The 9,422-nt window shown below is 64.3% G+C and carries 8 protein-coding genes; 5 read left to right on the top strand and 3 right to left on the bottom strand.

Annotation, left to right across the window (positions count from 1 at the left end):
• The first annotated feature begins 164 nt into the window (after positions 1-164).
• The 3 genes from Q7T84_RS13615 (at position 165) to ppa (ending at position 1,912) form a co-directional block, all read left to right on the top strand.
• Positions 165-761 carry a TetR/AcrR family transcriptional regulator gene (locus Q7T84_RS13615; protein WP_304809803.1) on the top strand — a complete coding sequence of 199 codons (597 nt, stop codon included), beginning with the start codon at positions 165-167 and terminating at the stop codon, positions 759-761.
• 109 nt (positions 762-870) lie between these two features.
• Entirely contained in the window at positions 871-1,197 is a 327-nt protein-coding gene (locus Q7T84_RS13620; protein ID WP_304809805.1) for an antibiotic biosynthesis monooxygenase, read from the top strand.
• A gap of 175 nt (positions 1,198-1,372) precedes the next feature.
• Positions 1,373-1,912 (top strand): inorganic diphosphatase, encoded by a 540-nt coding sequence (ppa, locus tag Q7T84_RS13625; RefSeq protein WP_304809807.1) that lies wholly within the window; start codon positions 1,373-1,375, stop codon positions 1,910-1,912.
• Between the two features lie 89 nt (positions 1,913-2,001).
• Here the strand turns inward: ppa and Q7T84_RS13630 are convergent, their stop codons facing one another.
• Positions 2,002-2,454, bottom strand: coding sequence for a MaoC family dehydratase (locus Q7T84_RS13630; RefSeq protein ID WP_304809810.1), 453 nt, complete (start codon positions 2,452-2,454; stop codon positions 2,002-2,004).
• Between the two features lie 285 nt (positions 2,455-2,739).
• On the opposite strand from Q7T84_RS13630, the gene katG reads away from it, so the two are divergent.
• Positions 2,740-4,935 carry a catalase/peroxidase HPI gene (katG, locus tag Q7T84_RS13635; RefSeq protein WP_304809812.1) on the top strand — a complete coding sequence of 732 codons (2,196 nt, stop codon included), beginning with the start codon at positions 2,740-2,742 and terminating at the stop codon, positions 4,933-4,935.
• 52 nt (positions 4,936-4,987) lie between these two features.
• Here katG and Q7T84_RS13640 read toward each other — a convergent pair whose 3' ends face one another.
• Positions 4,988-5,362 (bottom strand): STAS/SEC14 domain-containing protein, encoded by a 375-nt coding sequence (locus Q7T84_RS13640; RefSeq protein WP_304809814.1) that lies wholly within the window; start codon positions 5,360-5,362, stop codon positions 4,988-4,990.
• 203 nt (positions 5,363-5,565) lie between these two features.
• On the opposite strand from Q7T84_RS13640, the gene Q7T84_RS13645 reads away from it, so the two are divergent.
• Entirely contained in the window at positions 5,566-6,156 is a 591-nt protein-coding gene (locus tag Q7T84_RS13645) for a hypothetical protein (protein ID WP_304809816.1), read from the top strand.
• A 48-nt stretch (positions 6,157-6,204) separates the two neighbouring features.
• Here Q7T84_RS13645 and Q7T84_RS13650 read toward each other — a convergent pair whose 3' ends face one another.
• Positions 6,205-9,048: a TonB-dependent receptor gene (locus tag Q7T84_RS13650; RefSeq protein ID WP_304809818.1), complete on the bottom strand. Its 2,844-nt coding sequence runs from the start codon at positions 9,046-9,048 to the stop codon at positions 6,205-6,207.
• Between the last annotated feature and the right edge of the window lie 374 nt (positions 9,049-9,422).

The raw sequence follows: 9,422 nt of genomic DNA on the forward strand, positions 1-9,422 counted from the left end.
CCCGTGTGAGCTGCCCGCGCCGTAATGACGATCTTTGAACAAAGGTTGATCACACTCCGCGCGCATGTCAACGGCGATTGACTTATCGGCCCCTTACTCCAGGCTCGCGCTCCGGGCCCGCTCTTGGACCTGACCGCCAGCCCCTCTTCGGGTACAAGACGCCGATGACTGACCCCGCAATGCTGGATCGACCAAGACCTCGCAAACGTGACGCCGAGGCGACGCGCGCGGCCATACTTGAGGCGGCGAAGAAGCAGTTCGCGCTCGTAGGCTACGATTGCACCCTGCGCGACATAGCCGGTGAAGCGGGCGCCGACGTCGCGCTCGTCAAACGCTACTTTGGCGGCAAGGAAGCCCTATTCATCGAGGCCCTGAAAGCTTCGTTCGGATCCGACGATCTGCGCGAATGGGATCGCGCCACCTTCGCCCACGACGTGGCCGCGATGCTGGCCGACAGCCCCCACGTCGACGAAGCACGGACCCATCGGTTCCAGTTCCTGCTGCGGGCCGCGACATCGCCAACCACGGCCTCATTCCTGAGCGTGGTCATTCAGGATCGCTTTCTCGCCCCGATCCGTGACTGGCTTGGCGGAGCGGACGCCGATGCCCGCGCTCGCGTGTTCGCGGCCTGCTACATCGGGTTCCTCGTGGAGCGCTTGATCCGAGGAGTCGCCCTGCAAGGGCGCGACCGGGAGGTTTTCATCGACCAAGTCAGCGCCGTCTTCGCCACGCTGATCGCTCCCTCCGACGGCGCGGCTTGATCCGTCTGGAGAGACCATGCCCGCGCCAAGGTCATCGGGCTGGGACTGGAATGCATCAGCGGCCGCAGGCAAACTGCCGAGAACAGCTTCAGATACTCAGGAGTTCGCCATGTTCATCGCGATGAATCGTTTCCAAGTCCTGCGCGGACAGGAGGCGGCGTTCGAAGCCGTCTGGTTGTCGCGCGACAGCCACCTGGAGACCGTCCCAGGATTCTTGGGGTTCAGCCTGCTTCGCGGACCGGAACGTGAGGACCACACCCTCTTCGCCTCTCATTCCCAATGGGCGTCCAAGGCGGCCTTCGAGGCCTGGACCAAATCGGAGGCCTTTCGGATGGCCCACAAGGGAGCTGGCGACAACAAGCCGCTCTACATGGGCCACCCGCAGTTCGAGGGCTTCGACGTTTTGCAGGAAGTCGCAGCGGCGCCGGCCGCCTAGGATTCCGCGCGGCGCGCTCTGGAATTACGTGAACGGCGTGCCCGAAAAGCTAGCGCTGGTGAGTGCAGGCCTACTCGGCCGGCGATCAAACAAACAAGACACTGGTTGAGTCACGCGCACTCCGGCAAAAGGCGCGCTGCACTTCGTTTGTCTCAAGCTACGGAATCCAACCTCGATGAATCTTGCCGAAGTCCTCGTTGGCAAAAACCCGCCCTACGACGTCAATGTGGTGATTGAAGTTCCGATCGGCGGCGAGCCGATCAAGTACGAGATGGACAAGAAGTCGGGCGCGCTGGTCGTCGACCGGTTCCTCTACACATCGATGCGTTATCCTGGAAATTACGGGTTCGTACCGCATACCCTGTCGGGTGACGGCGATCCCTGCGACGTCATCGTGGCCAACACCCGCGCGTTGATGCCGGGATCGATCATCAGCTGCCGGCTGGTGGGCGTCCTGCTCATGGAAGACGAGGCCGGCGCCGACGAGAAGCTTTTGGCGGTCCCCTCCTCCTGGCTGACAAAGCGCTATGACGGGGTGCAGGAATACGGCGACCTGCCCGACATCACCCTCAAGCAGATCGAGCACTTCTTCGCGACCTACAAGGATCTGGAAGACCAAAAGTGGGTCAAGGTCCTGGGCTGGGGCGACGCGGCCGCGGCCCGCCAGCTCCTCATTGAAGGCATCGAGCGCAACACCGCCAGCCTGAAGTCTTAGACGGCTTAGCTCGGCTCTCTACGCGATCAAAAGGCCTCGCTAGCCCAGGGTTAGCGAGGCCGGTTCGAAGCCCGCCATGGGCGAACGCCTCAAGCCTTCGGGGCTCGCCGGCGGCGCGGAACGCGGACGGTCGCCTCGCCGTCCATGATCAGGTCATCGCCGACGAAACCTTCACAGCGAAGCGTCACCCGCGCGCCGACCTCATCGATGGTCGAAACGGTGACGCGCGCGACGACGACATCGCCAATTCGCACCGGCTTATGAAACGCCAGGGTCTGGCCGAGGTAGATGGCGCCGGCGCCGGGCAGGATCGTACCGACCACCGCAGATCCAAACGACGCCGACAGCAGGCCATGCGCGACCCGGCCGCGATAGGCGGTCTTGGACGCAAAAGCCTCGTCCATGTGCACGGGATTGAAGTCGTCCGACGCCTCGGCGAACCGCCTGATGCGCTCCTCGGTGACGGGGACATGCTTTTCCGCCACCATCCCGACGACGAGTTCGTCAAGAATGTAGCCGCCTGAGGGGTGGGGTCCGATCATGCCCGCCGTTACCGGTCATGTAGCGCCGTGGCTAGAACAAATCCGCGAGGACGCCGAACAAGCGCCGTTCGCCCGCGCCTGGCCAGGGACCGCGCCCGAGCCCGACCGCCTTCCACAACCCGCACGGCACGCTGGCGCCCGCCTGGCTTTTGGTTCGTAGTCAGCCGGAGGATATCCGGCGACCGTCATTGATATTCTCGATGGTCCCAACAGAGTTTTCCCATTGGCCAGCTTCGAATGTGGGGCCTAGGGTTTCAAAAATCACAGGTACGGGAGGACTTCGACATGGACGACGCGACCCCGCTCAATGACCCGCGCAAAGAACCCGCCGCGTTGCGATCGCTGCTAGGGCGCACCAATCGCGATTGGTGGCCGAACCACCTGTCGCTCGAAATCCTTCCGACCGCCAACCCGATGGGGGAGGACTTCAACTACGCCGAGGCGTTCAAGAAGCTCGACTACCAGGCGGTGAAGCGTGACCTCGTCGCGCTGATGACCGACAGCCAGCCCTGGTGGCCGGCCGACTATGGACACTACGGTCCCTTCTTCATCCGCATGGCTTGGCACAGTGCCGGCACCTATCGCAGCGGCGACGGCCGTGGCGGCGCCGGCGCGGGGCAGCAGCGGTTCGCGCCGCTCAACTCCTGGCCCGACAACGGCAACCTCGACAAGGCGCGGCGCCTGCTCTGGCCGATCAAGCAGAAGTATGGCGCCAACCTATCCTGGGCCGACCTGATGATCCTGGCCGGCAACGTGGCCATCGAATCCATGGGCGGCCCGATCTTCGGGTTCGGCGGCGGCAGGGCCGACGTATGGGAACCGGAGCGTGACGTCTACTGGGGCACGGAGGAACAGTGGGTCGGCCACGAAGCCAACGAGACCCGCATTCAGCCCGAGAAGGGCATGGCGCTCGAAAACCCGCTGGCCGCTATCCAGATGGGCCTGATCTACGTCAATCCCGAAGGCCCAGGCGGCAATGCCGACGCCCTGCAATCGGCCCGCGACATTCGCGAAACCTTCCATCGCATGGGCATGACCGACGAAGAGACGGTGGCGCTGACGGCCGGCGGCCACACCTTCGGTAAGGCGCACGGCGCCGGCGACGCCTCCAAGGTGGGATCCGCCCCCGAGGGCGCCGACATCGCTCAGCAGGGCCTGGGCTGGCAGAGCGGCCACGAGAGCGGGATGGGCGACCACACCATCACCTCTGGCCTGGAAGGCGCCTGGACCCCGACGCCGATCACCTGGGACAACAGCTTCTTCCACATGCTGTTCGACTATGAGTATGAACTGGTCCGCAGTCCGGCGGGGGCCAAGCAATGGCAGCCCGTAGACCAAAAGCCGGAAGACATGGCTCCCGGCGCCCATAGCCCTGACCGGCGGGTGCCGACCATGATGACCACGGCCGACATGGCTCTGAAGGTTGATCCGGAATTCCGCAAGATTTCCGAGAAGTTCCGCGACGACCCTGCCTACCTCGCCGACGCTTTCGCCCGTGCTTGGTTCAAGCTCTGCCACCGGGACATGGGTCCGAAGGCGCGCTACCTCGGCCCGGAAGTGCCGGCCGAGGACCTGATTTGGCAAGATCCGATCCCAGCCCAGACCGGCCCGGTGATCGACGCGAACGACATCAAGGCTCTGAAAGAGACGATCGCCGCCTCAGACCTGTCTGTCGCCGAACTGGTCTCGACCGCCTGGGCCTCGGCCTCGACCTATCGCGGCTCCGACCACCGCGGGGGCGCCAATGGCGGTCGCATCCGCCTGGCGCCGCAGAAGGACTGGGAGGTCAACGACCCGGCCAAGCTGGCGAAGGTCCTGCAAACCTATGGGAACATCAAGGCGGGGTTTGACGGGGCCAAGACCGTGTCGATCGCCGACCTAGTGGTGCTGGGCGGGTCGGTCGGGATCGAGAAAGCCGCGCGGGCGGTCGGCCACAACCTCGAGGTTCCCTTCACTCCCGGGCGCACCGACGCCTCGCAGGAACAGACCGATGTCGAGGGCTTCGCGGTGTTGGAGCCTAGGGCGGACGGCTTCCGCAACTACTTGCAGGTCGCCTTCAACGTTCCGACCGAAGAACTGCTGGTTGACCGCGCCCAACTGCTTCGCCTGTCGGCGCCGCAGATGACCGTGCTGGTCGGCGGCCTGCGCGTGCTGGGGGCCAACGTCGGCGGCTCAACGCATGGCGTGCTGACCGACCGGCCGGGCCATTTGACCAACGACTTCTTCGTCAACCTGCTCGACATGGGTACGGCTTGGAAGGAAATCGACGGCCACGGCGACGAGGTGTTCCTCGGAACTGATCGCCATACGCATGAGGAGAAATGGACCGCCACCCGGACCGATCTGGTCTTCGGCTCCAACTCTCAACTGCGAGCCTTGTCGGAGGTCTACGCCTCTGCGGACGCCGGGGAGAAGTTCGTGAAGGACTTCGTGGCCGCCTGGACGAAGGTGATGAACGCCGACCGATTTGACCTAGTTTAGATAGGTCATGGCCCCGCCCAGGAGGATGACGATCCTGGACGGGGCGACCGGCCTAGCTGAGGATGTCAGAGACCCAGGACATGGCCATGTCACCCTCCCCCGGCTCGAAGGTGCGGACCTCTACATGAGGTATGATCGGGTTGCCGATACGGGCCAGGGCGCGCACCCACTCTTTGTCGGTGATCACGGCCTCTCGGGGGAAGCGCTTCAGGTGCCACAGGTTCCGCAGTCCATACTGTAAGTCCTTCGCACCTGCTTCCAGGGTGAAGTCCTTGAAGCCCACGAGGTCTAACAGGACGCCGATCCGTTCATGACGATCGAGCCTAGCCTCAAGTTCGGCGACGATCTTGTCATAGTCGTCGCCGCTAAGGGTCCCCGAGAGCTTCAGGGCGACCACATGGTCCGGCGACGTCAGGATCTCGATCATCGTGTCGATCCTCCTTGAGGGTGTTGCGGTAGGCCTTGAGACAAGCCGCAGTCTTGGCCCCCGGTTCCGTCCTGATCGCCGCGGCGCCTTGGTGACGGATTATTGCCAATTCCCCCGCGACCGAAATGCGCGCGCCTTACTCCCGCCGCACCCGCCCCCTCGATTGAGATCGGGGACTTACGGTCACGCTTGAAGGTTCAGTTTTGCACAAGACGTCCGGTCCGCGATCCTCCGCGGCGGTACTGCTGGCCATCGCTCTGCATGGACTGGTCGTCATGGCGCTGGTCTCGACGCCCGACGAACCCGCGCCCCAGGAAGCCGTTTTCGACGTGGTTCTAGCGCCGGCGTGGCGGCCCGAGGCGCCGCGGAAGACTGAGCCGAAACCCGTTCCGCCCCCGGTCGGCGAGCGCTCATCCGAACAGGTCCACAGTGCGGTGCGATCAAGGGCGCCAATCGCGCCTCGGACGGAGCCGGTCGGCGGCGCCTGGCAGGTCCGGGAAGGGGCGACGCCCGAGACCGAGGGTGCGCGCGGATCTCTGCGGGCCGGGGTCGGCTGCCGCTCGGCCGACTTCCTCTCGCTCACCAAGGCCGAGCGAGACGCCTGTAACGAAAAACTGGCCGCCGGCGCGAAGGAAGGCCCCGCCTACGCCGTCATCAGCCCCAAGCTGAAGAAACAGTTCGATGGCGTCTTTGAATGTCCGAAGGACGATGCCTGGTGCGAATACCGGATCGGCAAGGCTCCCTATCCCGGCCTGCTGGCGCCGCGCCGAAAGAAGTCGAAAGACTGGGATTGAGGCACTGGCGATGTGCAGGCGGCATCCGGCCGCCTGCACATCCACCGGTTAGCGGACGTAGGCGAAGCGGACCAGGAAGGTCCGGCCCGGCTCCATGTAGTCCTTCTGATAGGATGGGTTCTCACCCTTGGTCGTGTAGTAGCGGTGGCCATCCAGGATGTTCTGAATGTCGAAGTCCACCGACATGCCCGGACGGATATTATAGCGGGTGTGGAGGTCCAGGCTCTTGTTGGGCTGCACCCACTTATCGACGGCGTTGTCCCGCAGATCCTCGATGTACGAGCCCTGATACTGGTAGGAGAGCTTCGCCTCGAACCCGTATTTTTGATAGGTCAGCGAGACATTGTAGAGCAGCTCCGGCGCGCCCACGAACGGGATGGGGCGGCCCTTGCGGTACTCGAGCCCAGTCTCGGCCTCGCTTTTCTGGACCGTGACATTGCCCTCGAAGCCGAAGCCGTCGAACGGCGCGCCCAGGCCCTCGAAGCTCTTGATGAGGTTGAACTCGGCCCCGTAGATCTTCGCGCTCTCGCCGTTTTTCGGCTGGGTGATCTCGATCGTGCCTTCCTGGGTGTTGGCGTCGACCTGGCTGCCGTTGGTGAAGATGAAGTTGTCGATCGTCTTGAAGAAGGCGCCGGCCGAGATGAGGCTGGTTCGGTCGGGATAGAACTCGGCCGAGACGTCGAAATTGATCGCCTTGGCGGGCTTCAGGTCCGGGTTGCCGCGGGTGATCGAGATGATCTCCTGGGTCACCGGATCGCGGCCCACGCTCTGTCCGCCCGAGATGTAGGCGAACTCCGGCCGCGAGAAGCTGGTCCAGATGGCGCCGCGATAGACCCACTGGTCCGACGGACGCCAAGTGGCGGTCACGCTGGGCAAGAAGACCGTGTAGTCGCGGTCGGTCGAGCCGAAGGCGCTGTCATCGCCGTCATCGACCCAGAACTCGTTATGGACATCAGTGGTTTCGACCCGCGCGCCGGCGACGACCTGGAGATCGTCGATCTTGATGTTGGCCATCGCGTAGCCCGCGTAGATCGTCTCGGTCCCACGCTTGTCGTCGGCGTTCAGATCGGCGGTGGAATAGTCGGCGGGCGTCGCCTTCTGCGCCGCCTGGATCGCGGCGATCACCCGGTCACGGTCAAGGATGGAGCCGTAGTAGTAGCGGCCGCCCAGTACGCGATCGATCTGACGATCAACCAGCCCCGACTGGGCCAGGTTCTTGCCGTCCAGCGGCGTGCCCGAGAAGTCGCCGTCCCAGATCGGGGTATGGTTGTAGTCGCGCTCTGAGCGCAGGATCTTGACCCCGGCCCGCACGAACTCGACCACGCCGTCCAACTCGTACTTGGCGTCGAACTTGACGGCCGTGCGGTCGTCGGTCTGCTTGTTCCGGCTCAGGCCCGCGCCGTCGAACGGCAACAACGTGTCGTCACGCTCGACGTTGGCGGCGAACGGCGGAAGCTGCGGCATCGGGAAGCGAGGATCGGCCGATGACCAGAGCAAGCCGGTCGCGTTGAACGGATAGGAGCAGGCGTCGCAGTTGTAGCCAACCGAGTAATCGTTCGGAGACTCCCGCGAACCGCCGCTGTAGCTGAGGTCGTAGTCGAGCGTCAGGCGCCCCAACCGGCTCTGGCCGCCGGCATTGATGGTGATCAGGCTCTGGTTCTGGTCCTGGGTGTTGAACGTGCGCGCGAACTGAAAGGCCTGCGGGTTCCAGACGCCTGAGCGTCCTTGCAGCGACCAGTAGGAGCCCTTGGCGCGGTCGGCGTCGGTGATCACGCCATCGCCGTCCTGGTCCACGATCTGACCGGCGGTATAGCCGTAGATCCGGCCCTTGGCGCCCACCCCGGTGATCACGGTGTCCGGCTGCGGCAGGCCGGAGTTATCGACATCGACCTGCACCAAACGCTGGGTCGGGCGGCTGCGGAAGTCGGTGTAATCATTGGTCGAGACGCGCTTGAAGCTGCTGTATTGGCCGCGCGCGTAGAGGTCGTGCTGATCGCCGCGATAATCGAGCGAGATGTTGCCGCCGTAGCGTGTCTGCTGGACCCGGCGATAGTCGAGGTCGATGCCCGGCAGGTACATCGAACGCTCGTCGATCGGCTCCTCGCTGTCCTTGCGCCAACGGAAGGGCTCCCATTCGCCGTCGTTCTCGCTCTCCTCGTTGAGGCTGTTGCTCTTGCCGTAGTTGACCGAGGCGAAGATCCCGAACTGCTGCATGTCGCCGAAGCGCGTCGCGAAGTCGGCCTGGAGCTGGCCGCTGCCGGCGGACTCGCCCTGGTCCTTGGCGCGGTCATTGATCCCGTAGCTGCCGAACAAGCGCACCACCGGTTTGCGGAAGTCGAAGGCGGTCGGGGTGCGGAAATCGATGGAGCCGCCGATGGCGTCGCCGTCCATGTCCGGGGTCAGGGTCTTTGAGACGGTGATGGCCTGCAAGCCGTTGGGCGGCAGCAGGGTCATCGACATCTTGCGATTGGCCGGATCGGTCAGGGCCACCCGCACGCCGTTGATCGAATAGGCGTTGAAGGTGCCGGCGAAGCCGCGAACGGTGACGTACTCGCCCTCCCCGGTCTCCTGGCTGACCACCACATTGACGCCCGGCACGCGCGCCAGGGCGTCGGCCACATTGGCGTCCGGCAGCTTGCCCATGTCGTCGGCGGAGATGACGTTGGCCACCACCTCCGACTGCTTCTGAGCCTCGATGCCCTTGGCCGAGCCCAGACGCTGACCGACGACCGTGAACGCCTCGATCGCTCCGGCCTCGTCGGCCGCTTCTTCGGCGTGCGCGAGGCCCGCGAACAGGCAGGCCGGACCTGCGATCAGCACAGCCAGGAGACTAACTCCCCCAAGGCTGCGGCGGCGAATGGCCCGGGTCTGGGCGACGGGGTGGCGGGGCATGACGCTCTCCATGGGATGTCGGTCAGATGTCGCCTGACGTCGTTCGCGGGCGGGCAGCCGCGAGCGCTCGCGGCCGCGCCATCGCAGCCCCGTCACGCCCCCAACTGTTTACGCAGATCCCCCAGCGCACTTAGTCAGTGATGGTTTGATATTCGCGAGAATAACTGGTGTAAACCAGTTTAGTATTCCAAGTATAATTTCAGTATTTATTCACCGCACATACGACAAGTCGTCACAAAGCGGATTTAGGATGAAAGGCTCATCTCAGGCGATTGAGACTTCCGCGCGATCAGTTCGCGCAGCAGAGCGGCATAGGTCTCCATGCCCGCCATCTCGGCCCCCTGAACCTTGCCCAGCTCGTCATAGCGGCGCAG

Origin of the sequence: Phenylobacterium sp. (assembly GCF_030654915.1) — a bacterium.
In the GTDB taxonomy this organism is placed as follows: domain Bacteria; phylum Pseudomonadota; class Alphaproteobacteria; order Caulobacterales; family Caulobacteraceae; genus Phenylobacterium.